The sequence below is a fragment of the Mycolicibacterium lacusdiani genome, assembly GCF_021916785.1.
Lineage (GTDB): Bacteria > Actinomycetota > Actinomycetes > Mycobacteriales > Mycobacteriaceae > Mycobacterium > Mycobacterium lacusdiani.
Window position 1 is genome coordinate 39,455 of record NZ_JAKCFC010000012.1, and the last position, 24,246, is coordinate 63,700.

At 69.3% G+C, this 24,246-nt stretch carries 20 protein-coding genes and 1 pseudogene; 4 read left to right on the forward strand and 17 right to left on the reverse strand.

Features of this window, described 5'->3' with window-relative positions; translation table 11 throughout:
* Positions 1–5: 5 nt before the first annotated feature.
* From LOK44_RS26325 to LOK44_RS26405, 17 genes and pseudogenes are all read right to left on the reverse strand, one after another.
* Positions 6–344, reverse strand: a complete 339-nt coding sequence (locus LOK44_RS26325; RefSeq protein WP_163798060.1) for a P-II family nitrogen regulator — start codon at positions 342–344, stop codon at positions 6–8.
* A gap of 51 nt (positions 345–395) precedes the next feature.
* On the reverse strand, positions 396–1,763 hold the full coding sequence (locus tag LOK44_RS26330) for an ammonium transporter (RefSeq protein WP_237573041.1): 1,368 nt from the start codon (positions 1,761–1,763) through the stop codon (positions 396–398).
* A gap of 179 nt (positions 1,764–1,942) precedes the next feature.
* On the reverse strand, positions 1,943–3,361 hold the full coding sequence (ftsY, locus tag LOK44_RS26335; protein WP_237573042.1) for a signal recognition particle-docking protein FtsY: 1,419 nt from the start codon (positions 3,359–3,361) through the stop codon (positions 1,943–1,945).
* 57 nt (positions 3,362–3,418) lie between these two features.
* Positions 3,419–7,048 (reverse strand): chromosome segregation protein SMC, encoded by a 3,630-nt coding sequence (gene smc, locus LOK44_RS26340; RefSeq protein ID WP_237573043.1) that lies wholly within the window; start codon positions 7,046–7,048, stop codon positions 3,419–3,421.
* Between the two features lie 49 nt (positions 7,049–7,097).
* Positions 7,098–7,394: an acylphosphatase gene (locus LOK44_RS26345; RefSeq protein ID WP_237573044.1), complete on the reverse strand. Its 297-nt coding sequence runs from the start codon at positions 7,392–7,394 to the stop codon at positions 7,098–7,100.
* 97 nt (positions 7,395–7,491) lie between these two features.
* Positions 7,492–7,893 (reverse strand): annotated as a pseudogene (locus LOK44_RS26350) (OsmC family protein); the annotation flags it as partial.
* Positions 7,894–7,981: 88 nt separating this feature from the next.
* A complete protein-coding gene (mutM, locus tag LOK44_RS26355) occupies positions 7,982–8,854 on the reverse strand; it encodes a bifunctional DNA-formamidopyrimidine glycosylase/DNA-(apurinic or apyrimidinic site) lyase (protein WP_237573045.1) in 873 nt (290 codons plus the stop codon).
* The gene (gene rnc / locus LOK44_RS26360; RefSeq protein ID WP_237573046.1) at positions 8,847–9,581 is read right to left on the reverse strand and encodes a ribonuclease III; all 735 of its coding nucleotides are present in this window, start codon (positions 9,579–9,581) and stop codon (positions 8,847–8,849) included. Before rnc ends, mutM begins: the two co-directional genes overlap by 8 nt.
* Positions 9,578–10,177: a YceD family protein gene (locus LOK44_RS26365; RefSeq protein WP_237573047.1), complete on the reverse strand. Its 600-nt coding sequence runs from the start codon at positions 10,175–10,177 to the stop codon at positions 9,578–9,580. The genes rnc and LOK44_RS26365 overlap by 4 nt, the downstream gene beginning before the upstream one ends.
* A 66-nt stretch (positions 10,178–10,243) precedes the next feature.
* The gene (gene sepIVA / locus LOK44_RS26370; protein WP_237573048.1) at positions 10,244–10,981 is read right to left on the reverse strand and encodes a cell division protein SepIVA; all 738 of its coding nucleotides are present in this window, start codon (positions 10,979–10,981) and stop codon (positions 10,244–10,246) included.
* A 106-nt stretch (positions 10,982–11,087) separates the two neighbouring features.
* Positions 11,088–11,654: a hemerythrin domain-containing protein gene (locus LOK44_RS26375; RefSeq protein ID WP_237573049.1), complete on the reverse strand. Its 567-nt coding sequence runs from the start codon at positions 11,652–11,654 to the stop codon at positions 11,088–11,090.
* An 84-nt stretch (positions 11,655–11,738) separates the two neighbouring features.
* Complete coding sequence (coaD, locus tag LOK44_RS26380; RefSeq protein ID WP_237573050.1) at positions 11,739–12,215, reverse strand: pantetheine-phosphate adenylyltransferase; 477 nt, start codon at positions 12,213–12,215, stop codon at positions 11,739–11,741.
* Between the two features lie 11 nt (positions 12,216–12,226).
* Entirely contained in the window at positions 12,227–12,793 is a 567-nt protein-coding gene (gene rsmD / locus LOK44_RS26385) for a 16S rRNA (guanine(966)-N(2))-methyltransferase RsmD (RefSeq protein ID WP_237573185.1), read from the reverse strand.
* Entirely contained in the window at positions 12,790–16,173 is a 3,384-nt protein-coding gene (locus LOK44_RS26390) for a pyruvate carboxylase (RefSeq protein WP_237573051.1), read from the reverse strand. The genes rsmD and LOK44_RS26390 overlap by 4 nt, the downstream gene beginning before the upstream one ends.
* A gap of 35 nt (positions 16,174–16,208) precedes the next feature.
* Entirely contained in the window at positions 16,209–16,838 is a 630-nt protein-coding gene (locus tag LOK44_RS26395; protein WP_237573052.1) for a vitamin K epoxide reductase family protein, read from the reverse strand.
* Entirely contained in the window at positions 16,835–17,632 is a 798-nt protein-coding gene (locus tag LOK44_RS26400) for a DsbA family protein (RefSeq protein ID WP_237573053.1), read from the reverse strand. Before LOK44_RS26400 ends, LOK44_RS26395 begins: the two co-directional genes overlap by 4 nt.
* A gap of 56 nt (positions 17,633–17,688) precedes the next feature.
* Positions 17,689–18,840, reverse strand: a complete 1,152-nt coding sequence (locus LOK44_RS26405) for an alpha/beta hydrolase (protein WP_237573054.1) — start codon at positions 18,838–18,840, stop codon at positions 17,689–17,691.
* Here LOK44_RS26405 and LOK44_RS26410 point away from each other — a divergent pair.
* The 4 genes from LOK44_RS26410 to LOK44_RS26425 all read left to right on the forward strand — a co-directional run bounded on the left by LOK44_RS26410 (position 18,839) and on the right by LOK44_RS26425 (position 24,139).
* On the forward strand, positions 18,839–19,678 hold the full coding sequence (locus LOK44_RS26410; protein ID WP_237573055.1) for an aldo/keto reductase: 840 nt from the start codon (positions 18,839–18,841) through the stop codon (positions 19,676–19,678). The two genes, LOK44_RS26405 and LOK44_RS26410, sit on opposite strands and share 2 nt — an antisense overlap.
* Before the next feature lie 7 nt (positions 19,679–19,685).
* Positions 19,686–20,522: an aldo/keto reductase gene (locus tag LOK44_RS26415; RefSeq protein WP_237573056.1), complete on the forward strand. Its 837-nt coding sequence runs from the start codon at positions 19,686–19,688 to the stop codon at positions 20,520–20,522.
* A gap of 117 nt (positions 20,523–20,639) precedes the next feature.
* Entirely contained in the window at positions 20,640–21,308 is a 669-nt protein-coding gene (locus LOK44_RS26420) for a nitroreductase (RefSeq protein ID WP_237573057.1), read from the forward strand.
* A gap of 53 nt (positions 21,309–21,361) precedes the next feature.
* Positions 21,362–24,139, forward strand: a complete 2,778-nt coding sequence (locus tag LOK44_RS26425) for an AAA family ATPase (RefSeq protein WP_237573058.1) — start codon at positions 21,362–21,364, stop codon at positions 24,137–24,139.
* Positions 24,140–24,246 lie beyond the last annotated feature (107 nt).

The window sequence follows — 24,246 nt, forward strand, 5'->3', positions numbered from 1 at the left end:
TCGCATCAAATGGCGTCGGTTCCCCGCTCACCGGTGCGTACCCGCACGACGGTGTCCACGGAACTCACCCAGACCTTCCCGTCACCGATCTTGCCGGTGCGGGCGGCCTGGACGATGACGTCCACCACCTTGTCGACGGCCGAATCGTCGACCAGCACCTCGACCCGGACCTTCGGGACGAAGTCGACCGAGTACTCCGCGCCGCGGTAGACCTCGGTGTGGCCCTTCTGACGCCCGTAACCCTGGACCTCACTGACGGTCATGCCGAGGATGCCGGTCTGCTCGAGGCCCGTCTTGACGTCTTCGAGCGTGAACGGCTTGACGATCGCTGTGATCAGCTTCATTTAGTCGATCCCTTCCGGGTCACTTTGGGGGTCATCGTGAATACTTCCCGATCAAGCGAGTTCATAAGCAGTTTCCGCGTGCTCGGTCTCGTCGATGCCGGTGTCCTCGTCCTCGCGGGTGACCCGCCAGCCCAGCGGCTTGACGATGAAGGCGATGATCACGGTCATGATGCCCGTGAAGATCACGGCCACGAGTGCGATCACGATCTGCACGACCAGCTGCTTGTAGTCACCACCGTAGAACAGGCCGGCCGGCTCCTCGGTCGAGTAGGCCAGGAGGCCGATTCCGACGGTGCCCCACAGGCCTGCGACGAGGTGGACGCCGACGACGTCGAGCGAATCGTCGTAGCCAAACTTGTATTTCAGTCCGATGGCCAGTGCCGACAGCACACCGGCGACCGCACCGAGGATCAGCGAGCCGATCGGGGTGAGCGCGCCACACGCCGGGGTGATGGCCACCAGGCCCGCGACGACACCCGAAGCGGCGCCCACGCTGGTGGCGTGTCCGTCGCGGATGCGTTCGACCACGAGCCAGGACAGCATTGCGGCAGCGGTGGCGGCGGTCGTGTTGATCCACACCTGACCCGCGATCATGTCTGCGGCGCCCTCGGATCCGACGTTGAAGCCGAACCAGCCGAACCACAGGATCGCTGCGCCGAGCATCACGAACGGGATGTTGTGCGGACGGAACGCGGTCTTGCCGAATCCAGCGCGCTTGCCCAGCAGCACGGCGAGGACGAGTGCGGCCATACCGGCGTTGATGTGCACGACGGTGCCACCGGCGAAGTCGATGGGGGCCACGTTGGCAGCACCCTCCTCGTCGACGCCGAACAACTTCGCCGCAATGCCGCCTTCAGACGCCGACAGCAGGCCGCCGCCCCAAACCATGTGCGACAGCGGGAAGTACACCAGGGTGACCCAGATGCCGCCGAACAGCATCCACGTACCGAACTTCATGCGCTCGGCGACGGCGCCGCTGATGAGCGCGACGGTGATGACCGCGAAGGTCAACTGGAACGCCACCCACACGATGGCGGGGACGGTGCCGAAGCCGCCGAGCACGAAGCCCGTTGCGCCGTCGGCGAGTTCCTTGGTCTCGAGCAGCTGGCTCAGGCCGAACAGCGCGAAGGGGTCGGCGATGATGCCGCCGATGTCATTGGCGCCGGTGTGCCCGTTGGAGAAGGACATCGAGTAGCCCCAGAGCACGTAGATGACGCTGACCAGGCCAAGCGAGCCGAACGACATCATCATCATGTTCAGGACGGACTTCTGGCGCGACAGGCCGCCGTAGAAGAACGCCAGGCCCGGTGTCATGAACAACACCAGTGCGGCCGAGGTGAGTACCCATGCGGTGTCGCCGGAACTCAGCCCATCTGGGCCGAACGGCAAGAACGCATCGTCGGGTAAGGCTAAGACCACTTTGTGTGAACCTCCTTGGGAAGTGCGCCGAGGTGAATCGGCCTCCCGATGAGAGTCGTGGTCACTGGTTTCATCCGTGGTTCACAGGTGTTTCGCACGCGTGAACGGATCGGCGCCCGGTGTTACACCTGTGTTTCCCACTGCAATTTGCCGTCAGTTCGACCGGATTCGAGCGCCAGTTAGCCAAGCAGCGCGTCGACGAACGCACCCGGCTCGAACGGCGCCAGATCGTCTGGCCCCTCGCCAAGCCCGACGAGTTTCACGGGTACTCCGAGTTCCTGCTGGACCCGGAACACGATGCCGCCCTTGGCGGTGCCGTCGAGCTTGGTCAGCACCACACCCGTGATCTCGACGACCTCGGCGAACACACGTGCCTGCGGCAACCCGTTCTGGCCGATCGTCGCGTCGAGCACCAGCAGCACCTCGTCGACGGCGGCGCGCTTGGTCACGACCCGCTTGACCTTGCCCAGTTCGTCCATCAGCCCGGTCTTGGTATGCAGGCGGCCTGCCGTGTCGATGACGACGACGTCGGCACCCGTCGCGATGCCCTTGTCGACGGCGTCGAACGCGACCGATGCCGGGTCGGCACCCTCGGGCCCGCGGACCACCTCGGCGCCGACGCGCGATGCCCAGCTCTGCAACTGGTCGGCGGCCGCGGCGCGGAAGGTGTCCGCCGCGCCGAGCACGACGCGGCGCCCGTCGGAGACCAGCACGCGGGCGAGTTTGCCGACGGTGGTGGTCTTGCCGGTGCCGTTGACGCCGACGACCAGCAGTACCGACGGCTTGTCGTCGTGCGGCAGCGCGCGGATCGAGCGGTCCATTTCCGGATACAGCTCACCGACGAGCACCTCGCGCAGCACGGCCCTGGCGTCTGCCTCGGTGCGGACGTTGCTGCTTGCCATCTTGATGCGCAGTGCCGCCACGACGCGTTCGGTGACGACGGGCCCGAGGTCGGCGATCAGCAGGACGTCTTCGATGTCCTCCCACGATTGTTCGTCGAGGTCGCCGCCGCCGAGCAGGCCAAGCATGCTGCGGCCCAGTGCGCCTTGGGACTTCGCGAGCCTGCCGCGCAGGCGTTCGAGCCTGCCCTCGGCAGGGGAGATCGTGTCGATTTCCGGCGCGGCAGGGGCGAGCGGCTCGTCGACGACGGGCTCGGGCTCGACGACCGGCTCGGGCGCGGTGGGCTTGGCCTCGGGTTCCGGCCTGGCCACCGGCGGCTCCGGCTCGACCTCGACGGGTTCGGGCAGCCGGACGTCGGCGATGGGCCGTTTCGGGGCGTCGCGCGGGATCGTGGCGTCGTCGCCCACCGCGGGCAGTCCGCTGGTGTCCAGCCGGCCCGGCGGCTGCTTGGGCGGCTGCTGCTTGGGCGAGACAGGGGGTCGCTCGACGGTCGACGGCGGCGCGGCCTGGCTGAAGGTGATGCCCGACGACGCCGTATATCCACCGGACTTGTCGAGCTGGGTGGTCGAGGTGTCGGGCGACGACAGGCTGATCCGCCGGCGCCGGTATCGCACCAGCCCGACGACCAGCGCGACGATGAGCAGGATCGCGACGACCGCTATCGCGATCCAGACGCCTAGAGGCAGTATCTCGGTCACCGGGTCATTGTCTCAGGGGGTGTCGACGCCGCCGACGACCGGTGACCCGCCACCTGGTCAGTTGGGGGCCGAGACCATCGATTCCCCGCGGTCGCTGCGTTCCCTACCGGACTGAACGTCCTGGCCGCGCAGCCGTTGCGAGATCACCTGCGTGATGCCGTCGCCCTGCATCGTGACGCCGTAGAGCGCGTCGGCGATCTCCATCGTCGCCTTCTGGTGGGTGATGACGATCAGCTGGGATCGCTCGCGCAACTGCTCGAACAGCCCGAGCAGACGGCGCAGGTTGACGTCGTCGAGCGCCGCCTCGACCTCGTCCATGATGTAGAACGGCGACGGCCTGGCCCGGAAGATGGCCACCAGCATCGCCACGGCCGTCAGCGACTTCTCGCCACCGGACAGCAGCGACAGCCGCTTGACCTTCTTGCCGGGCGGCCGCGCCTCCACCTCGATGCCGGTGGTCAGCATGTCGCTCGGGTTGGTCAGCAGCAGCCTGCCCTCGCCGCCGGGGAACAGCGAGGCGAACACCCCGGTGAACTCCCGCTCGACGTCGGCGTAGGCCTCGGTGAACACCTGCAGGATGCGGTCGTCGACGTCGGTGATGACGTCGAGCAGGTCCTTGCGGGCACCCTTGACGTCTTCGAGCTGGGTCGACAGGAAGTTGTAGCGCTCCTCGAGTGCGGCGAACTCCTCGAGCGCCAGTGGGTTCACCCGGCCGAGTTCGGCCAGTTCGCGTTCGGCCTTCTTGGCGCGCCGCTCCTGGGTGGGCCGGTCGAAGGGCATGGGCGCGGGCTCGGTCACCTGCTCGCCACGCTCGCGGGCCTGCTCGTACTCGGACATCTCGAGTTCGGTCGGCGGCAGCGGGACCTGGGGGCCGTACTCGGCGACGAGGTCGGCGACGGCCATGCCGAACTGTTCGAGCACCTGCTGCTCGAGCTGCTCGATGCGCAGCGCCGCCTGCGCCTTGGCGAGTTCGTCGCGGTGCAGCGCGTCGGTGAGGGCGTTGAGCCGGGCGCCGAGTTCGTTGACCTCGGTGCGGGACCTCGTCAGGCCCTCGCTGCTGCGCTTGCGCTCCTCGGCCAGCTCGTCGCGGGTGCGCGACGCGACGGCCACGGCATCGGCGAGCCGCGCGGCGATGAGCCGTGCCGACTCCTCCACTGCCGCAGCCACTCTCGCGGCGTGCTCGCGGGCCTGCTTGGCGCGTTGCGCGCGCAGCCTGGCCTCGCGTTCGGCGGCGGCGGCCCGGCGCAGCGACTCGGCGCGGCCGCGTACGGCGTTCGCGCGTTCCTCGGCGGTGCGCACCGCGAGCCTGGCCTCGACCTCGACGGCCCTGGCCATGTCCGCCGCTGCGGCCGACTCGTGCCGGTCGACGGGTTCGGATTCCATCGTGGGCGCCTGCTGCGCGTTGTGCAGCCGGGTCTCCAGCTCGGTCAGCTCTTCGAGCGTCCGGTCGCGGCCGGTCTCCAGTTCGCTGCGCTGACGAATCAGTCGCTGCCACTCCTCGTCGGCGATGCGGGCTTCCTGGCCGAGCCTGCCCAGCTGCTCGTAGACCGACGAGATCGCCGCGTCGGATTCGTTGAGTGCGGCCAGCGCCTGCTCGGCGGCGTCCTGGCGGGCCTGCTGCTCGGCCTGCGCACCGGCCAGCGCGGCGGCGAGTTCGCCCACCTGGCGCTCGGACTGCTCGAGGTCGGCCTTGGCCTTGTCGATCTCGGAGGCGATCTCGAGCGTGCTCGGCTGCCGGTCGGATCCGCCGCTGACCCAGCCCGCGCCGACGACGTCGCCGTCGGCGGTCACGGCGTGCAGCCGGGGCCGTTGCGCGACGAGCTGCTGGGCGGCGGCCAGGTCCTCGACGACGACGACGTGGCCGAGCAGCGCGGAGAACGCTCCGCGCAGTCGCGGCGGCGTCTCGACGAGGTCGAGCGCCCACGTCGCACCCGCGGGCAGGTCGCCGCCGCGTTCGGCGGTGGCGTCCTCGGGCCAGTCGCCGAGGACGAGCGCCGCCCGGCCGCCGTCGCCGTGCTTGAGCGCGGTCACCGCGGTGCGGGCAGCGCCGAAGTCGTCGGCGGCCACCGCGTCGGCGGCCGAGCCGAGGACCGCGGCGATGGCCACCTCGTAGCCGGGCCGCACGCGGACCAGTTTCGGCACCGAGCCGAACAGGCCTGCGCCGTCGTGGTTCTCGCGGAGCCAGGCGGCTCCGTCGCGCCGGTTGAGGCCGACGGCGAGCGCGTCGATCCGTGCGCGCAGCGACGCGACCTGACGTTCGGCGCCGCGTTCGGCTGCCAGGAGTTCTGCCACTCGTTCGTCGGCGAGCCGCATGGCCGCCACGGTGCGGTCGTGGTGCTCGTCGAGGCCTGCCTCGCCCGCGTCGAGTTCGCCGACGCGGCTCTGCACCGTCTCGAACGCGGCCCTGGCCGCTTCGGTTCGGTTGGCGGCGTCCTCGATGCTGGCCGTCAGCCGGGCGACGCTCTCGTCGGTCGATTCGACGCGGGTGCGCATCGTGTCGACCTGGCCGGCCAGCCGTGCCAGACCTTCGCGGCGGTCGGCCTCGGCGCGGGCCGCGGCCGTGTGCGCGCGTTCGGCTTCGGCGGCGACGCGCTCGCGTTCGGCGAGTTCCTCGCGGGCGGCCTCGAGCCGCAGCTTGCACTCCTCGAGTTCTTCGAGCAGCTCCCGCTCGTGCTCGGCGACCTCGTCGGCCTCGGCGTCCAGCGCGTCGGGGTCGGCGCCCGATGACGTCTCGACCGCGGCCTCGAGGTGCGCGGCGCGGTCGCGGGCGATGCGCACGGTCGCGCTGACGCGCTCGGCGAGTGCGGAGAGCCGGAACCACGTCTGCTGAGCGGCCTCGGCCCGGCCGGACAGACCGCTGACCGCCGACTCGTGTGCCGCGAGTTCGACCGTGGCGGCCTCGAGACGGGTGGTGATGTCGTCGTGGTCGCGGCGCAGCGTCGTCTCGGCCTGGTTCGTGTTCTCGAACTCGGACTGCCGGGTGACCAAGTCGTCGGCGGCCAGGCGTAGGCGTGCGTCGCGGAGGTCGGCCTGGATGGTCTGGGCGCGGCGGGCCATCTCGGCCTGGCGGCCAAGCGGCTTGAGCTGACGCCGCAGCTCGGTGGTCAGGTCGGTCAGTCGCGCCAGGTTCGCCGCCATCGCGTCGAGCTTGCGGACCGCCTTCTCCTTGCGCTTGCGGTGCTTGAGAACGCCGGCGGCCTCCTCGATGAAGGCGCGACGGTCCTCGGGGCGCGACTCGAGGATCTCCGACAGCTTGCCCTGACCGACGATGACGTGCATCTCGCGGCCGATGCCGGAGTCGCTGAGCAGTTCCTGGACGTCCATCAGTCGGCAGCTGCTGCCGTTGATCTCGTACTCGCCCGCGCCGTCGCGGAACATCCGCCGGGTGATCGACACCTCGGCGTACTCGATCGGCAGCGCGTTGTCGGAGTTGTCGATCGTCAGCGTCACCTCGGCGCGGCCGAGCGGGGCGCGCGACGACGTGCCCGCGAAGATGACGTCTTCCATCTTGCCGCCGCGCAGGGTCTTGGCGCCCTGCTCGCCCATGACCCACGTGAGCGCATCGACGACGTTGGACTTGCCCGATCCGTTGGGGCCGACGACGCACGTGATGCCCGGTTCGAAGCGCAGAGTCGTCGGCGAGGCGAAGGACTTGAAGCCCTTCAGCGTCAGACTCTTCAGATGCATGGGGTGCCACCTTACCGCCCGGTACCGTCGGCGCCGGTCGCCTTTCGGCCTACCTCTCGATGAAGCCGTCGAACGCCTCACCTGCGTCGGACCAGTCCTCGACCACGGTGTCGACCGAGCCGGGCGTGTCGCCGCCACGCAGTTGGTCGAGCAGCCGCTGGCAGGCGTCGCGCGGGCCGCGGGCGACGACGTGGACGCGGCCGTCGGACTTGTTGGCGGCGAACCCGGTGAGCCCGAGTTCCAGCGCCCGCGACCTCGTCCACCACCGGAAGCCGACCCCCTGCACGCGGCCGTGCACCCAGGCGCTCAGCCGCACCGGGCCGTCGGTGTCAGGGACGCCGCTCATCGGTGCCAAATTCTCTTCGCGCAAGCGGCTCATCGGTGCCAAATTCTCTTCGCGCAAGCGGCTCATCGGTGCCAAATTCTCTTCGCGCAAGCGGCTCATCGACGACCTCGAACGTCACCTCGGTACCGCTCTTGAGCGTGCGGCCCACGGTGCACACCTTGTCGATCGAGCGCTCGACGATGGTCTTGAGCTTGGCCACCTCGGCCTCGCTGAGACCTGACAGGTCGACCTCGAGGCGCTCCTCGAGCAGCGGATAGCGCTCCTGCTCGCGGTCGGCCGCGCCGGACACCCGAATGGTGGTCTGGTAGTCGTCGCCCAGCCGGCTGCGCAGCGGGTAGTCGCTGCTGAGCCCGCTGCACGCGGCCAGCGCGATCTTCAGTAGCTCGCCCGGCGTGAAGACGCCCTCGACGTCCTCGGACCCGATCAGCACCTCCGCCCCACGCGAACTCCGCCCGGTGTAGCGGCGCACACCGGTGCGCTCGACCCACAGTTCGGTCATGACTTCTCCTGTCTTCCGCGAGCGTGCGTGTCTGCGGCAGACACGCCGGGTGTGAAGCAAAGAACGCGCACGCTCGACGGTCTATTCGTCAACCCTGCGGTCTCGGTTGGCGCGGTCTCGGTTGGCAACGCGGACAGTAGAACGACGACCGGTTCATGAACTTGTCCCGGCGCATCACCGCGCCGCACCGGCGGCAGGGCTCGCCTTCGCGGCCGTAGGCGTCGAGCGACCTGTCGAAGTAGCCGGACTCGCCGTTGACGTTGACGTACAGCGAGTCGAACGAGGTGCCGCCCTGGCTCAGGGCGTCGCGCATGACGTCGGCGGCGTGGTCGAGGATCTCGCCGAGCTTGGGCTTGGTCAGCGATTCGGCCAGCCGGGCGCCGTTGACCTTGGCGCGCCACAGCGATTCGTCGGCGTAGATGTTGCCGATGCCGGAGACCACCGTCTGGTCGAGCAGTTGGCGCTTGATCTCGGAGTGCTTGCCGCGCAACACCTTCACCACGGCGTTGCGGTCGAACTCGGGATCGAGGGGGTCGCGGGCGATGTGGGCGACGGGCTCCGGCAGGTCGGCGCCGTCGACGGTGACGATGTCGGCGAGCATCCACCCGCCGAAGGTGCGCTGGTCGACGAAGCTCAGCGCGGTCCCGTCGTCGAGCAGCGCCGCAATGCGCAGATGGTCGGTCTTGGCGATTTCGCCCAGCAGCATCTGCCCGCTCATCCCCAGATGCACCACCAGGGCCTCGTCGGAACGGTCGCCTCCCAGCACCAGCCACAGGAACTTGCCGCGCCTGCCGGTTCCGACGACCTTCGCTCCGAGCAGCCGCCCGGTCAGGTCGGCCCCGCCCGCCACGTGCCGCCGCACCGCACGGGGGTGGTGCACGCGCACCGCGGTGATGGTCCTGCCGGTGACGTGCGCGTCGAGACCGCGGCGCACCACCTCGACCTCGGGTAGCTCAGGCATCGGAGGACGGCACGGGTATGCCGCCGTCGCCGGCACTTTGGGCGTCGAGCGACGTCCAGGCCTGCGCGGCCGCCTTGATCTCGGCTTCCTTCTTCGTGCTGCCGACGCCGGCGCCGTACTCCTCGCCGTCGACCAGCACGACGGCGCTGAACACGCGGTCGTGGTCGGGTCCGTCGAAGCTGACGACGTACTTCGGCACGCCGAGGCCGCGTGCGACGGTCAGCTCCTGCAGGCTCGACTTCCACTCCAGCGCCGCCCCGAGTGACGGTGCGGTGTCGAGCAGGTCGCCGAACAAGCGCAGCACCACGGCGCGCGAGGCGTCGAACCCGTGCTGCATGTACACCGCGCCCAGCAGGGCCTCCACGCCGTCGGCCAGGATGCTGGCCTTGTCGGCGCCGCCGGTCACGATCTCGCCGCGGCCGAGCAGCAGGAACGCGCCCAGGCCCGCGTCGGCCAGGCCACGGCCCACGGTCGCCAGCGCCTGGGTGTTGACGATGCTGTTGCGCAGCTTGGCGAGTTCACCCTCGGGGCTGTCCGGGTGCCGTCGGATCAGGATGTCGGCGACGAGCAGACCGAGCACGGCGTCACCCAGGAATTCGAGCCGCTCGTTGGTCGGCAGACCGCCGTTCTCGAACGAGTAGCTGCGATGGGTGAGCGCCATGGTCAGCAACTCGTCGGGCAGGTCCACTCCGAGCGCCTCGAGCAGTGGCGTCCGGTCAACCGTCACGCGCGGCCCTCCTCGGTGCGCGAGGCATCCCGTTCGGTGGGCATCATCGCGGTGAGCTTCGCCCACCGCGGGTCGATCTTCTCGTGGCCGTGCCCCGGTTCGGCGTCGGCGAGCCGCACGCCGCAGTCGACGCACAGGCCGAGGCAGTCGTCGGTGCACAGCGGTGAGAACGGCAGCGCGAGGCCTACGGCGTCGACGATCGGCTGCTCGAGGTCGACGGTGTCGTCGACGACGTGGCCGACCTCGTCTTCCTCCGTCGTCGCCTCGGTGGCGCTGTCGGGATACGCGTACAGCTCGGTGAGGTCGAACTCGACGTCACCGACGATCGGGGTGAGGCACCGCGCGCACTCTTCGACCGTGGGCGCCGAGACGGTGCCGGTCACCAGTACGCCCTCGGACACCGATTCGAGCCTCAGGTCGAGTTCGACGGGCGCGCCCGCCTCGATGCCTGCGAGCGCGACGCCGATGCGCGCCGGAGCCGCGACCGTGTCGTGGATCTCCTGCATCGACCCGGGCCTGCGGCCCAGCCGCGACACGTCGAGAACGAATGGTGACCGTGGGCCGCGATGAACTCTGTGTCCCTTGGTCCCAGCCATGAGGAGAATCCTACGACCGCTGGCTGGGAGTTCCGAACGCGTGACCCTTGATCAGCGTTGGGCTCGTCAGCGTTGTGCGTAGTCGTGGGTGCCGGCGGCGGTGCGCAACTGGTGACGCCCCCGGCCGACGGACCGCAACGTCCCGTTGAGGTAGTCCTCGAACTCGGCGAGCTTGCTGTCGACGTAGATGTCGCACTCGCCGCGCAACCGGTCGGCTTCGGCGTGGGCGGCGTCGACCATCCTGGTGGCCTCGAGCGTGGCGGTCTGCACGATCTCGGTCTGATGGACCAGGCGCTGCTGTTCCTTGATGCCCTCTTGCACGGCCTTCTCGTAGGCGAGGTTGCCGTTCTCGATGAGCCGGTCGGCCTCGGACTTGGCGCGTCCGGTGCTGGCCTCGTACTCGCGCTTGGCGGCAGCGGCGATGCGATCGGCCTCTGCACGGGCCTCGGCGACCATCCGCTCGCTGTGCTGACGGGCTTCGGAGACCATCCGGTCGGCCTGCGACTTGGCGTCGGCGAGTAGCCGGTCGGCCTCGGCGCGCGAGCTGTTGACCAGCGAGTCCGCTTCCGAGGTCGCGCTGGCGACCATGTTGTCGGCATGTTCCCTGGCCTCGCGCAGCATGCCGTCGCGTGCGTCCAGGACGTCCTGCGCGTCGTCGAGTTCGCCGGGGATGGCGTCCTTGATGTCGTCGAGCAGTTCCAGGACGTCGCCGCGGGGCACCATGCAGCCTGCCGTCATCGGCACGCCTCGGGCCTCTTCCACGATCGCCCCAAGCTCGTCGAGCGCTTCGAAAACTCGGTACACGGCAACACCCTCCAGGCGTAGTTGTTGATACCAGTGTGCCTGGTGTTACGTCTGTGACTCGGCTTTGCCGACCGGTGTGTCGCCTTCGACCTCGACTTGAGGGTTACTAGCGGAGGACGGCGTCGATCGCGTCGCGAGCCCGATCGAGCATCGAGGCGAACGGACCGACCACGAAGTTCAGCTTCGCCGACTCCACGCCGGGGTGCGGGCGGGTGGGCGCCATGGCCTCGGCCGCGTGCACTGCCGCGAGCATGCGCTTGAGGTCGTCCGCATCGACCTCGCGCAGCAGCTTGTCGAACTCCTCGCTCTCCTCGCGCTCGGCGTGGTCGAGCACGGCGCCCTGGAACAGGCGCAGGGCGTCGAGGAACTCCTGTGAACCGATGTCCATCGACTCGAGCGCCGACAGTTGCTCCTTGGCGTCGTGCTCCTCCTTCAGGCGCGCGTCGACGATGATGTCGCCGCCGTCGACCTCGCGACGGACGCGCGGGTGGATCACCATCTCCTCGGCCGTCTCGTGTACCGCCAGGAGCTGACGCAGTTCGGTGAAGGCCGTCCGCCGGGCGTCGTCGGACGACGCGGAGAAGACCTCCTCGAACATGTCCTTGATCAAGTTGTGCTGGTCCTTGAGGAACCTGACGACGTCGTCGGTCGACTGAACGAATGTCTCGACCATGGCAAGGCCTCCGGATGCGATTCGGGCTGTGGGCGGCACCCGGGCTGTGGGCACCATCTGCGTGCTACCCGCCGCCGGTCCGGTTCAACCCTTGAGCTTGGCCCTCAGACGTGCGTTGACGGGCTCCGGCAGCAGGTCGGAAACGTCGCCGCCGAGACCGGCCACCTCCTTGGCGAGCGACGACGACACGAATGAGAACTGCGGCGCGCTGGCGATGAAGAAGGTGTCGACGCCCGCCACGTGCTTGTTCATCTGCGCCATCTGCAGCTCGTACTCGAAGTCGGTGCTGCTACGCAGACCCTTGACGATCGCGGACATGCCACGGGCCCTTGCGAAGTCGACGACGAGGCCCTGACCCGACTCGACCCGCAGGTTCGGCAGGTGCGCGGTCGATTCGCGGATGAGCTCGATGCGCTCGTCGGCGGTGAACATTCCCTTCTTGTTGGGGTTGACCAACACCGCGACCACGACCTCGTCGAACTGGGCGCACGCCCGCTCGAACACGTCGACGTGACCGAGGGTCACGGGATCGAAGGAACCGGGGCATACCGCGCCACTCATGCGACGAGACGCTACGCGATCCCGTGTTCGCCGAACTCGACGCGGGTGTCGCCGTAGCGACGGTCCCGCCCCGGCGTCCACCCGTCGGGCCAGGTCAGCGTCGGCGACGACGCCGGACGCTCGATCACCGCCAACGCGTCCGGTGCCACCCAGCGGTTGTCGACGAGTGCGCGCAGCACGGCTTCGACGTCGGCGTTCGACACCGCGTACGGCGGGTCTGCGAACACCAGGTCTGCCGGTCGTGTGGGTGCGACGGCGAGCACGGCCGCGACGGCGCCCCGGCGCACCGTGGCACCCTCGGCCCCCAGCTCGGCGAGGTTCGCGGCGATGGCATCACCGGCGCGGCGGTCGGATTCGACGAACGTCGCCGACTCCGCACCGCGCGACAACGCCTCGATGCCGAGCGCGCCGGACCCCGCGTAGAGGTCGAGCACGTGCAGACCGTCGAAGTCGATCCTGGCGGCGAGCACGTTGAACAGCGACTCGCGTACGCGGTCGGTGGTGGGGCGCGTACCAGAGCGGTTCTGCGGCACGCTGAGTCGACGTCCGCCGAACCTGCCCGCGATGATGCGGGTCAGGTCACCACCACCAGCAGATCACCGCCCTCGACCTGCGCGGTGGCCGCGACGGCAACGCGCGTCACCGTGCCTGCCTTCGGTGCGGTGATCGCCGCCTCCATCTTCATGGCCTCGATGGTGGCGATCGTCTGTCCGGTATCGACGCGTTCACCCTCGGCCACGCCGACGGTGACCACGCCGGCGAACGGGGCGGCGACGTGGTCTGGGTTGGACCGGTCGGCCTTCTCGGCGGCGGGCACGTCGGCGGCGATGGACTCGTCGCGCACCACCACGGGGCGCAGCTGACCGTTGAGCAGGCACATGACGGTGCGCATGCCGCGCTCGTCGGGATCGGAGATGGCCTCGAGCCCGATGATCAACTCGACGCCGCGTTCGAGGTAGACGCGATGCTCGTCCCCGTGGCGCAGACCGTAGAAGAACTGGTTCGCCGAGAGCCGCGACGTGTCGCCGTACTGGTCGCGGTGGGCCTCGAACTCCTTGGTCGGCCCCGGGAACAGCAGCCGGTTCAGGGTGGCCTGCCGAACGACTCCCGGTTCGGCGAGCAGCTTCTCGTCCTCCGCCGACAACTCCGTGACGGCCTTGGCGGGTGCCCTGCCCTCGAGCGCCCTGCTGCGCAGCGGTTCGGGCCAGCCGCCGGGCGGATCGCCGAGTTCGCCTCGCAGGAAACCGATCACGCTGTCCGGGATGTCGAATCGCTGTGGGTCCTCGGCGAACTCGTCGGCGCTGACACCCGCTCCGACCAGGGCCAGGGCCAGGTCGCCCACCACCTTGCTCGACGGGGTGACCTTCACCAGCCTGCCCAGGATCCGGTCGGCCCCGGCGTAGGCGTTCTCGACGTCCTCGAAGCGGTCGCCGAGGCCCAGCGCGATGGCCTGGGTGCGCAGGTTGCTCAGCTGCCCGCCGGGGATCTCGTGGGTGTAGACCCGTCCGGTCGGGGCGGGCAGGCCCGCCTCGAACGGCGCGTACACCTTGCGCAGCGCCTCCCAGTAGGGCTCGAGGTCGCAGACCGCGCCCAGCGACAGACCCGAGTCGTACTCGGTGTGTGCGGTCGCCGCCACGATCGACGACAGCGCGGGCTGACTGGTGGTGCCCGCCAACGGCGCTGCCGCCCCGTCGACTGCCGATGCGCCAGCCTGCCAGGCCGCGAGGTACGTCGCGAGCTGACCGCCGGGGGTGTCGTGGGTGTGCACGTGCACCGGCAGGTCGAACCGGCTGCGCAACGCCGCCACTAGCGTGGCGGCGGCGGGCGGCCGCAGCAGCCCCGCCATGTCCTTGATCGCCAGGACGTGCGCACCTGCCTCGACGATCTGGTCGGCCAGCTTCAGGTAGTAGTCGAGCGTGTAGAGGGTTTCGCCGGGGCCGGACAGGTCACCGGTGTAGCTCATCGCGACTTCGGCGACCGCAGTGCCGGTTTCGCGCACGGCGTCGATGGCCGGGCGCATGGAGTCGACGTTGTTGAGCGCGTCGAAGATCCGGAACACGTCGATGCCGGTGCGGGTGGCCTCGTCGACGAACGCGTGCGTCACCGACTCTGGGTAGGGCGTGTAGCCGACCGTGTTGCGGCCCCGCAGCAGCATCTGCAGGCAGATGTTCGGGATCGCCTCGCGCAGTGCGGCGAGCCGCTCCCACGGGTCTTCCTTGAGGAAGCGCAGTGCCACGTCGTACGTTGCGCCGCCCCAACATTCGATCGACAGCAGCTGCGGCATCATCCGCGCCACGTACGGGGCGACCATCAGCAACCCGTTGGAACGGACCCGCGTGGCCAGCAGTGACTGATGCGCGTCGCGGAAGGTGGTGTCGGTGATGCCGAGATCGGGTGTGTCCCGCATCCATTCGGCGAAGCCCCGCGGTCCCAACTCGATCAGCCGCTGCCTGCTGCCCGGTGCGGGCGGCGCCTCGAGATCGCACACCGGCAGCTTGTCGTGCGGGTACACCGTCGACGGGCGTTCGCCGTGCGGCTTGTTCACCGTCACGTCGGCGAGGAAGTTGAGGATCTTGGTGCCGCGATCGGCGGGCGTGTGGGAGGTGAGCAGCTGCGGGCGGTCGTCGATGAACGACGTCGTGACCCGGCCCGCACGGAAGTCGGGGTCGTCGACGACGGCCATCAGGAACGGGATGTTCGTCGACACGCCGCGGACGCGGAACTCGGCCAGCGCGCGCCGGGCCCGTGCCTGGGCGGTGGTGAAATCCCTTCCGCGACAAGTCAACTTGACGAGCATGGAGTCGAAGTGGGCGCCGATCTCGGCGCCGAGGTGCGTGCCGCCGTCCAGCCGGATGCCCGCGCCGCCAGGGGACCGGTAGCCGGTGATGCGGCCGGTGTCGGGCCGGAAGCCGTTGGCCGGATCCTCGGTGGTGATGCGGCACTGCATGGCCGCCCCGCGTACCCGCAGCGTGTCTTGGCTCAGACCCAGATCGGCCAGGGACTCCCCCGCGGCGATCCGCAGCTGGGAGCCGACCAGGTCGACGTCGGTGATCTCCTCGGTGACGGTGTGCTCCACCTGAATTCGCGGATTGCACTCGATGAAGACGTGATTGCCGCGCTCGTCGAGCAGGAACTCGACGGTGCCCGCGCAGAAGTAGCCGATCTGACGCGCGAAGGCGACGGCGTCACCGCAGATCCGCTGCCGCAACTCCTCGGAGAGGTTGGGCGCGGGTGCCAGTTCGATCACCTTCTGGTGGCGCCGCTGCACGCTGCAGTCGCGCTCGAACAGGTGCACCACCTCGCCGCGTGCGTCGGCGAGGATCTGCACCTCGATGTGGCGGGGGTTGAGCACCGCCTGTTCCAGGTAGACGGTCGGATCGCCGAATGCCGACTCCGCCTCACGGCTGGCCGCCTCGATCGCCTCGGGCAGCGCTGCGGGTTCGGCGACACGGCGCATGCCGCGCCCGCCTCCGCCGGAGACCGCCTTGACGAACACCGGGAACTCCATGGTGGCCGCGGCGGCGACCAGCTCGTCGACTGACGCCGAGGGCTCCGAGGACGCCAGTACCGGCAGCCCCGCCTCGCGGGCAGCGGCGATGGCGCGGGCCTTGTTGCCCGTCAGCTCCAGGACGTGCGCTCCTGGCCCGACGAAGGTGATGCCCGCTTCGTCGCAGGCCGCAGCCAGCTCGGGGTTCTCGGAGAGGAACCCGTAGCCCGGATATACGGCGTCGGCGCCGGAATGCCGCGCGACGCGCATGATCTCGTCGACCGAGAGGTAGGCGCGGACGGGATGTCCGACGTCGCCGATCTGGTACGACTCGTCGGCCTTGAGCCGGTGCGACGAGTTGCGGTCCTCGAGGGCGAACACCGCAACGGTTGCGATGTCGAGTTCGTATGCAGCCCGGAACGCCCGGATCGCGATCTCACCACGGTTTGCGACCAGCAGTTTGGAAATCACGCGTAACCCTAACCCGAGGTCACGCGCGCCTGGAATCAGATCAGCGTGGACCAGTAATTCCAGAACCGCACCAGGATCATCAGGATCAGGGCGGTGAACCACAGGACGACCAGCGGCCAGCGCCACTGGTACAGGACGCGTGCGATCGCGTTGCCGGCCAGCGATCGCAGCGCGATCGGGGTCACGACCGCGAACAGCGGGATCATGACCGCCCACACCACCATGCAATACGGGCACAGGGCGCCGATGTGGTAGAGGCTCTGGACGATCAGCCAGTGCACGAACACCACGCCCAGCAGGGTGCCGACGGCCAGTCCAGCCCAATACCACTGCGGCAGACGAACTCTCGCGAGCGAGAGGACGCCGGTGACCGTGACGACCGTGAACGCGACGATGCCGATCAGCGGGTTCGGGAAGCCGAACAGCGCGGCCTGCGGGGTGACCATCACCGAGCCGCACGACAGCACCGGGTTGATGCTGCAGGACGGCACGTAGGCCGGGTTGATCAGGATCTCGATCTTCTCGACCGTCAGCGTGAAGGCAGCGGCGAAGCCGACGACACCCGCGATGAGCAGCCAGATCGCGCTCGCGCGACCCACGCGCACCGCGTTCCCGGCCGCCGGTTCGTCGGCAACCGGGACGGCATCGGGCGCGGTGACGGTCATGGCGCGGCCGGAGCCTGGCCCGGAGCGGTCGGCGCGGGGGCGGCGGGCTGGGCGGACGCGCCAGGCAGCTCGCCCACGATCTCGGTGATCTTGGCGACGAGGGCGTCGGGCGTGGAGTACTCGAACTCCTCGCCGTTGATGCGGACCGTCGGGGTGGCGTTGATCTCGACCGCGCCGGCGAGGCCCTCGGCCATCTTCGTGTAGCGGCCGCTGTTGATGCACTCGGGCACCGAGCCCGCTGCGCCGGCCTGGCGGGCGGTCTCGATCAGCTGCTCGTCGGTCGGGAAGTTGGTGCCGACCTCGCTGGGCTGCTGAGCGTAGAGCGCGGCGTGGAACCGGCTGAACGCTTCCTTGCTCGGGGTCTTGTCCTCGTCGGCGACGCAGTACGCGGCGGCAGCGGCACGCGACGAGTAGTTCTGGTTCGCCGGCCGGTCGAGGATCGCGACCATGTAGTAGTCGGTGGCGATCGCGCCACTGGCGACCAGCGAGCTGATGGTGGGGCCGAACTGCTGCTCGAAGCGGCCACACACCGGGCAGAGGAAGTCCTCGTAGAGGCTGAGCACGGCCTTGGGCTCCGTGGTGCCCTCCTTGGTGACCACGTTCGCCGAGGCCACCCGGATGGACTTGGCGTCACCTGCGGCGGGCTTGTCCTTGGCGTTCAGCACGATGGTGAGCACGACGGCAACCGCGATGACGACCACGGTCGCGGTCAGCCCGATCTTGATCAGCATGTCGCGCCTGCGGTCCGCAGCCTTCAGGTCGTAGCTGGCGGTCTTCTTCGGTTTCGTGGCCACGAATCACAGGGTACCGGCGGCTGCGGCGCACACCCACGAGCCCGCCGCGCTGAGGCTCAGCAACGGCTGAGGTGAGCCTTCAGCGCGGACACCATGTCGGCCGTGGCCACCGCACTCCCCCCGCCCAGCGGGAAGAAGTTCGCGAACGCGTGCACGACCGAGCCGTACTCGCGGTGATCGACCGGCACGCCAGCCGCGGCCAACGCCTCGGCGTAGTGATGACCTTCGTCACGCAGTGGGTCGAACCCGGCGGTCAGCACCAGTGCGGGCGGCAGGCCGGTCAGGTCGTCGGACAGCAGCGGCGAGATCAGCGGGTCGGAGACGTCCACCTCCGCGCCGCTGAGGTAGTTGTCCCGGAACCAGTCCATGTGCGGCTTGGTCAGGAAGAAGCCCTCGGAGAACAGCAGTTTGGAGCGGGTGTCGCCGGCGAAGTTGGTGGCCGGGTAGAGCAGCAGTTGTAGCGCTGGGAGCGGCACGCCATGGTCGCGGTCGTCGCGCGCCAGCCTCGAGACCACGGCGGCGAGGTTGCCACCGGCGCTGTCGCCGCCGACGGCGATGCGACGCGGGTCGGCGCCCAACGCGACGGCGTTGTCGACGGCCCACCGGTAGGCGGCGTAGCAGTCCGCGACGGCGGCGGGGGCCTTGTGTTCCGGAGCGAGCCGGTAGTCGATGGACAGGACACCGACGTCGGCGTCGCGGCTGATCAGCCGGCACAGGCCGTCGTGGGTGTCGAGGTCGCCGACGACGAACCCGCCCCCGTGGAAGAACACCAGCAGCGGTGAGCCGTCGGCCAGTCCGTCGACCGGCGTGTAGTGGCGGGCCCGCATCTGCCCCTCCGGCCCGGGGACGGTCAGCTCGCGGGTCCCGACGGTCACGCCGGAGTCGATCTTGGCCGAGAGGTTGCGCAGCTGTTCGCGGGATACGACCACGTCGTCGCTGGCCACCAGGCCGTTGACCCCGGACGCCCGCTGCATCGCCAGCACCAGGGCGAGGGTCGGGTCGAGCGTGTTGCCGTCGATCGTCACCGCGCGCCGACCGAGCAGCTTGCGCTTGACCGGTTCGGGGACCCGCTTGACCAACGGCAGCAGCGCGCCGCTCACGGCGTTGAGCGTCGCGAGCTTGCGACGGCTCGGGCGGCCGGCACCCGGGTCGGCCACCGTGCCCACCGGAGCGGTGGGCGGGATGCCGACTGGCACACTCTTGGTCATGGCTCGCTCCTCAGGTCCCTCGGTCACGCTGAACGACGGTAATTCGATCCCGGCCGTCGGGTTGGGAGTCTGGCAGACCCCGGCCGACGACACCGAGCGTGCGGTGAGCGCGGCGCTGTCGGCAGGCTACCGGCACGTCGACACCGCAGCCGCGTACGGCAACGAGGTGGGCGTTGGACGCGCCGTCGCAGCATCCGGCCTACAGCGCGACGACGTGTACGTCGTGACCAAGCTGTGGAACTCCGACCAGGGATACGACTCCACGCTGCGGGCCTTCGACGCGAGCATGGCCAAGCTCGGCCTCGACCGGCTCGACCTGTACCTCATCCACTGGCCCATGCCGGAGGTCGACGCCTTCGTCGACACCTTCAAGGCGTTCGCCCACCTGCGCGAGCAGGGCCGGGTGACGTCGATCGGCGTGAGCAACTTCGAGCCCGAACACCTGCGCACGCTGGTCGACGCCACGGGAATCGTTCCTGCGGTCAACCAGATCGAGCTGCACCCGCTGCTGCCACAGCACGAACTGCGCGAGGTGCACGCCGAACTCGGCATCGCGACCGAGGCGTGGAGCCCGCTGGGCCAGGGGTCGCTGCTGAGCCACCCGACGCTGGCGGACCTCGCCGCGACACACGGCAAAACGCCTGCACAGGTCCTGATTAGGTGGCACATACAGCTCGGTAATATCGTCATCCCGAAATCGGTGAACCCCGAACGCATAGCGAGCAACTTCGACGTGTTCGACTTCGAGCTGAGCGAGCAGGACATGACGTCCGTCGCGTCGCTCGAAGACGGCACGCGACTGGGTCCCGATCCACGCACGTTCAACTTCAAAGGGTAGGTGGAACATGGCCACGGCAGAGATTCCGAACACGAGCCTCAACGACGACAACACGATTCCGGTCCTCGGCATCGGCACCGGCGAGTTGTCCGAGGCCGAAGCCGAGCACGCCGTCTCCGCGGCGCTGGAGATCGGCGTTCGGTTGATCGACACGGCCGCCGCCTACGGCAACGAGGCAGCTGTGGGACGGGCCATCGCCGCGTCGGGGATTCCGCGAGCCGAGATCTTCGTGACCACCAAGCTGGCGACCGAGGACCAGGGCTACCAGGCGTCGCAGGACGCGCTCAAGGCCAGCCTCGAACGCCTCGGCATGGAGTACGTCGACCTGTACCTGATCCACTGGCCCGCCGGAAACCCCAGCAAGTACATCGACAGCTTCGGCGGTCTGATGAAGCAGAAGGAACTCGGCAACTCGAAGTCCGTCGGCGTCGCCAACTTCACCCCCGACGACCTGACGACGATCATGGATCTGGCCTTCTTCGTGCCTGCGGTCAATCAGGTCGAACTGCACCCGCTGCTGAATCAGTCCGCGCTGCGCGGCTTCCACGCCGAGCACAACATCCTCACCCAGGCCTACGGGCCGCTCGGGGTCGGCAAGCTGCTCGACAACCCGACCGTGACGTCGGTCGCCGACGCCTACGGCAAGTCCCCGGCGCAGGTGCTCATCCGCTGGAACGTTCAGCTGGGCAACTCGGTGGTGTACCGCTCCTCGAAGGCCGAGCGCATCGCGGAGAACCTCGACGTGTTCGACTTCGAACTGACCACCGAGCACCTCGACGCGCTCAACGCACTCGACGACGGCACCCGGTTCCGGCCCGATCCGGAAACCTACACCGGTTCCTGACCCCGGCTCGGCCGCGGCCGAAGATCCTGGAAGAACCACGAACTCTCAAGGGCTCTACGACGTCTCAGCGCTGTCAGGCTGAAGACGTATCCAGAGAGCCGATTTCCAGGAGCCGTGATGGACGTCTACGAGGCCGTGACCAGCAGGCGCGCAGTGCGCGCCTTCACCGACCGTCCGGTCTCGGTCGACGTCCTCCGACGGGTGCTCGCCGCAGCGGCGTGGGCGCCGTCGGGATCGAACCTGCAGCCGTGGCACACGTTCGTGGTGACCGGCGGTCCGCTGCGCCATCTGAAGAAGCTCGCCACCGAACGGGTGGCCGCGGGCGATGCGTGGGACGAGGCCCAGTACGAGATGTATCCCAGCGCGCTGAAATCGCCGTATCGCGAGCGACGACACGACTTCGCCGAGCAGCGCTACGGATCCCTGGGCATCGCTCGAACCGACTTGGAGGCACGGCAGCGAGCCGCGATCGCCAATTGGGACGCCTTCGGCGCTCCCGCCGCCCTGTTCTGTTACGTCGACAGTGACATGGGCCGACCCCAGTGGTCGGACCTCGGCATGTACCTGCAGACGGTGATGCTGCTGCTTCGCGCCGAAGGATTGGACAGTTGTCCACAGATGGCGTGGGCGAAAGTTCACGAGACCGTAGGTCAGATCGTCGAGCCGAGGCGGGGGCTGATCTTGTTCTGTGGGATGTCGATCGGGTTCGCCGACCTGACTGCCGATGCCGCGAGGTTCCGCAGGGCACCGCTCGAGGAAACGACCACCTTCCTGGGGGGGAGCTGACTTCCGCCCTGCCCGCCCGGTAGCGGCTCCGATTAGCCGATACGATCACCGTCGTGCCGAGCCAACGTCGCGGACCGGTGTTGCGTGGCCGCGATCTGGAGTGCGCGGCGCTCGACGAACTCGTCCCGGCGCAGCCATCGGAAGCGCGCGTGCTGGTGCTGCGCGGCGAGGCCGGCGTCGGGAAGACGGCGCTGCTCGAACATCTCAGCGCGCAGGCGACGTCCTACCGAGCCGTCGCGGTGGCGGGCGTCGAGTCGGACATGGAGCTCGCCTTCGCCGGCCTGCACCAACTGTGCACGCCACTGCTGGGACACCTCGACGAATTGCCCACACCCCAGCGCGATGCACTCAACGTGGCCTTCGGTCGTGGAGCGGGTGCTGCGCCCGACCGGTTCCTGGTCGGTCTAGCCGTCATGAGCCTGATGGCCGCCGCTGCCGCCGACCGCCCACTGCTGTGCGTCGTCGACGACGCCCAATGGCTCGATCAGGTGTCGCTGCAGACGATCGGCTTCGTGGCACGGCGGCTGTTGGCCGAACCCGTGGTCCTGGTGTTCGCGGTCCGGGAGTGTCCCGAGACGCTGCGGGGCCTGCCGGAGCTGGAGATCGCGGGCCTGTCCGACTCGGTGGCGCGGGACCTCCTCGAATCGGTCATGGTCGGGGGCATCGATCCGCGGGTGCGCGACCGGATCGTCGCGGAGACCCGCGGCATTCCGCTGGCCATCCTCGAAGTCCCCCGCAACGTGTCTCCCACCGAACTCGCCGGTGGTTTCTGGATCTACGGCAAGCGCTCCTCCACGGCCGCCATCGAGGGTGACTTCGTGCGCCGGATCCACGCGTTGCCCGCAGATACCCGCCTGCTGCTACTGACAGCGGCCGCGGAGCCGGTGGGCGACACGGCGCTATTCCTGCGCGCCGCAACCCGACTCGGCATACCGGTCGACGCACTCGGGCCCGCGGAGGCCGAGGGGGTGATCGAATTCGGCACGCGCATGCGCTTCTTGCACCCGCTGATGCGGTCGGCCGCCTACCGCGCGGCGGACCTGATGGATCGCCGCACCGTGCACGGGGTCCTCGCCGACGTCACCGACCCCCGGTCGGACCCCGACCGGCAGGCGTGGCATCGAGCGAATGCGGCAGCCGGTCCCGACGAGTCGGTGGCCGTCGCGTTGGAGGAGTCGGCGAGCCGGGCGCAGTGCAGAGGCGGCGTTGCCGCGGCCGCAGTCTTCCTCGAGCGGGCTACGGCACTGACGTCGGATCCGCGGCTGCGCGGGGCCAGGGCGATCGCCGCCGCCGAGGCCAAGCGCGAGGCGGCAGCACCCGAGGCGGCCGGTGACCTCCTGGCGATCGCCGAACTGGCCCCGTTGACGCCGTTGCAGCGGGCGCGGGTTGCCCGCATGCGCGCGCAGATGGACTTCACCCGCAGCCGGTCCGGCGCACCGGGCGCACCACGCACCAGCGACGCCGCGGCCGCCCTCCTGCGAGCTGCTCGGCGATTGGAGACCCTCGACGACGACGCGGCGCGTGAGACCTACCTCGAGTCGATCAGCGCCGCCATGTACGCGGGCCGGCTCGGCGATCCCCGGGTCTTGACGGAGGCCGCGCGCGCCGGGCTCGATGCCATCTCGCGAATGCCCACCGTGACGCGTCCGATCGACTTGCTGTTGCACGGCATGGCATGTCGCATCATCGACGGCCCGGGTGCCGGCTCCGATCATCTGCGCAGGGCTCTGCACTCCTGGAACGAGCACGCCAAGAACGACACCGAGCCGGTCCAGAACTGGCCGTTCCCGATCGTGCAGGAGTCGGCAGCGCACGAGCTGTGGGACGACGACGTGCTGCTGCAGATCGCGACGGACATGGTGCGGCGCGCACGCGACGCCGGGGCGCTGGCGGTGCTGGCGCCGGCGCTGACCTATCGCGCGGGCGTCCACGTGTACCGCGGTGAGTTGTTCTCTGCGGCAGACCTCCTCGAAGAGGCCAATGCCGTGACGGCGTCCATGGGCCATACCCCGGTCAAGTACCACTCGCTCACGCTCGCGGCGTGGCGAGGAGTCGCCGCCGAGGCCACACCGTTGATCGCGGCGGCCACGGCGGGTGGCACGGCCAAGGGCGAGGGTCGCCTGGTCGGCGTGGCCGACTACAGCCTTGCCGTCCTCTACAACGGTTTGGGCCGCTACGAGGAGGCACTCGCCGCGGCGCGCCGGTGCTGCGAATACGAGGACCTCGGGTTCTACGGCTGGTGTCTCTTCGAACTCGTCGAGGCCGCCGCCCACGCCGGTGACACGGCGACGGCCGCTGCCGCCGTGACGCTCCTCGCGGATCGCGCGGGCGGTAGCGAAACACCATGGGGCGCAGGCGCGGTCGAGGCGGCTCGGGCCCTGGTCGCCGACGACGGCGATGCCGGCGAGTTGTTCGACCGCGCCGTCGACCTGCTCGACCGCGCCGGCATCACCCCGCACCTCGCACGCACCCGCCTCTCCTACGGCGAGTGGCTGCGCAGGGCCGGTCGGCGAGGCGATGCCCGCCGACAGCTCACCGCAGCGCACGACGCCTTGACCGACATGGGCGCCGAGGCCTTCGCGCAACGGGCCCGCCGCGAACTCATCGCCGCCGGCGAGAAGGTGCGCAAGCATCCGATCGCGTCCGGTGACGGCCTCACCGCGCAGGAGAGCCAGATAGCCCGGCTCGCCGCCGACGGCCACACCAACTCCGAGATCGCGGCTCAACTCTTCCTGAGTGCCCACACCGTCGAATGGCACCTGCGGAAGGTGTTCGTCAAGCTCGACATTACCTCGCGCCGACAGCTCCGTACCGCCTCGTGGACCGGCTGACCGACCCCGACCACGGGTACACCACGGGTTCGACCACGAACTTCCAATGGTCCGCTTCCGCCGCTACGCGGCGAGTCTGGATTCGACGGCTCGGGCGAGCCGCACGG

What these genes read in the sequence shown, in the direction of transcription:
- LOK44_RS26420 (WP_237573057.1), top strand. Translation starts at nt 20,640, where the DNA reads ATGGACGTCTACGAGGCCGTGACCAGCAGGCGCGCAGTGCGCGCCTTC.
- LOK44_RS26410 (WP_237573055.1), top strand. Translation starts at nt 18,839, where the DNA reads ATGGCTCGCTCCTCAGGTCCCTCGGTCACGCTGAACGACGGTAATTCG.
- coaD (WP_237573050.1), bottom strand. Translation starts at nt 12,215, where the DNA reads ATGAGTGGCGCGGTATGCCCCGGTTCCTTCGATCCCGTGACCCTCGGT.
- LOK44_RS26415 (WP_237573056.1), top strand. Translation starts at nt 19,686, where the DNA reads ATGGCCACGGCAGAGATTCCGAACACGAGCCTCAACGACGACAACACG.
- LOK44_RS26325 (WP_163798060.1), bottom strand. Translation starts at nt 344, where the DNA reads ATGAAGCTGATCACAGCGATCGTCAAGCCGTTCACGCTCGAAGACGTC.
- mutM (WP_237573045.1), bottom strand. Translation starts at nt 8,854, where the DNA reads ATGCCTGAGCTACCCGAGGTCGAGGTGGTGCGCCGCGGTCTCGACGCG.
- LOK44_RS26365 (WP_237573047.1), bottom strand. Translation starts at nt 10,177, where the DNA reads ATGGCTGGGACCAAGGGACACAGAGTTCATCGCGGCCCACGGTCACCA.
- LOK44_RS26395 (WP_237573052.1), bottom strand. Translation starts at nt 16,838, where the DNA reads ATGACCGTCACCGCGCCCGATGCCGTCCCGGTTGCCGACGAACCGGCG.
- smc (WP_237573043.1), bottom strand. Translation starts at nt 7,048, where the DNA reads ATGCATCTGAAGAGTCTGACGCTGAAGGGCTTCAAGTCCTTCGCCTCG.
- LOK44_RS26375 (WP_237573049.1), bottom strand. Translation starts at nt 11,654, where the DNA reads ATGGTCGAGACATTCGTTCAGTCGACCGACGACGTCGTCAGGTTCCTC.
- LOK44_RS26345 (WP_237573044.1), bottom strand. Translation starts at nt 7,394, where the DNA reads ATGAGCGGCGTCCCTGACACCGACGGCCCGGTGCGGCTGAGCGCCTGG.
- LOK44_RS26405 (WP_237573054.1), bottom strand. Translation starts at nt 18,840, where the DNA reads ATGACCAAGAGTGTGCCAGTCGGCATCCCGCCCACCGCTCCGGTGGGC.